Origin of the sequence: Actinomadura sp. WAC 06369, assembly GCF_003947565.1 — a bacterium.
Classification (GTDB): Bacteria; Actinomycetota; Actinomycetes; order Streptosporangiales; family Streptosporangiaceae; genus Spirillospora; species Spirillospora rifamycini.
In genome coordinates, this window is sequence record NZ_QHJN01000393.1 from 1 (window position 1) to 865 (window position 865).

Genomic DNA, 865 nt, shown 5'->3' on the forward strand with positions numbered 1-865 from the left:
GACGGGGCGCGGGCGCTAGGGCACGCGGGCGGGGGGACCCGCCGTGCCGCCGTCCCGGCGCCGGCGGGGCCCGGCCTCCCCGCGGGCGGCCACCGCCTCGGGGGCGTTCCGCCGGAGGGCGCGGTCCCGGCGCACGGCCAGCACGACGAGCGTCACCATCATCGCGACGGCGACGAGACCCAGCAACCCGGATAGGTACGTCATCGCTTCACCTCGTCCGCGGGATCGGTGTCACGGGACATGACGTCCGTCGCGGAGGCGAAGTTCGCTTGTGTGCGGTGCGCAGCTATGGCGGCGGCGCTAGATGATCGTGGCTCCGGGGACAGGTCCGTGCGCGGTGAGCGTCTGCGCGGCGACCCCGGCGCGGCCGAGCGCGTCGGCCAGTGCGGCGGCGCCGGCGGCGTCCTCGGCGAGGAACGCGCAGGTCGGGCCGGACCCGGAGACGAGCGCGCCGATGGCGCCGAGGTCGCGGCCGGCGTCCAGGGCGGCGCGCAGGGACGGGCGCAGCGCGAGCGCGGCGGGCTCCAGGTCGTTGGTGAGCGCGGCACCGAGCGCCTTCGCGTCCCCGGCGGCGAGCGCGGCCATGAGCGCGGCGGACTCCCGGGGCGGCGGGACGGCGCCGCCGCCCGCGGCGCGGATCCGGTCGCACTCGGCGTAGACGGCGGGGGTGGACAGGCCGCCGTCGGCGGTCGCGAACACCCAGTGGAAGGTGCCGCGGACGGTCGCGGCGGTGAGCCGCTCGCCGCGTCCGGTGCCGACGGCGGTGCCGCCGAACAGCGCGAACGGGACGTCGCTGCCGAGCCGGGCGCCCAGGTCGAGCAGGTCGGCGGGGGCGAGGGCGGGCGCGGCGGGGTCGTCCCAGAGG

General features: G+C 79.2%; 1 protein-coding gene and 1 pseudogene. Both read right to left on the reverse strand.

Annotation, left to right across the window (positions count from 1 at the left end; genetic code table 11):
• Nucleotides 1-15: 15 nt before the first annotated feature.
• Complete coding sequence (locus DMH08_RS39630; protein ID WP_125621439.1) at nucleotides 16-204, reverse strand: hypothetical protein; 189 nt, start codon at nucleotides 202-204, stop codon at nucleotides 16-18.
• Nucleotides 205-300: 96 nt separating this feature from the next.
• Nucleotides 301-865 (reverse strand): annotated as a pseudogene (locus DMH08_RS39635) (4-(cytidine 5'-diphospho)-2-C-methyl-D-erythritol kinase); the annotation flags it as partial.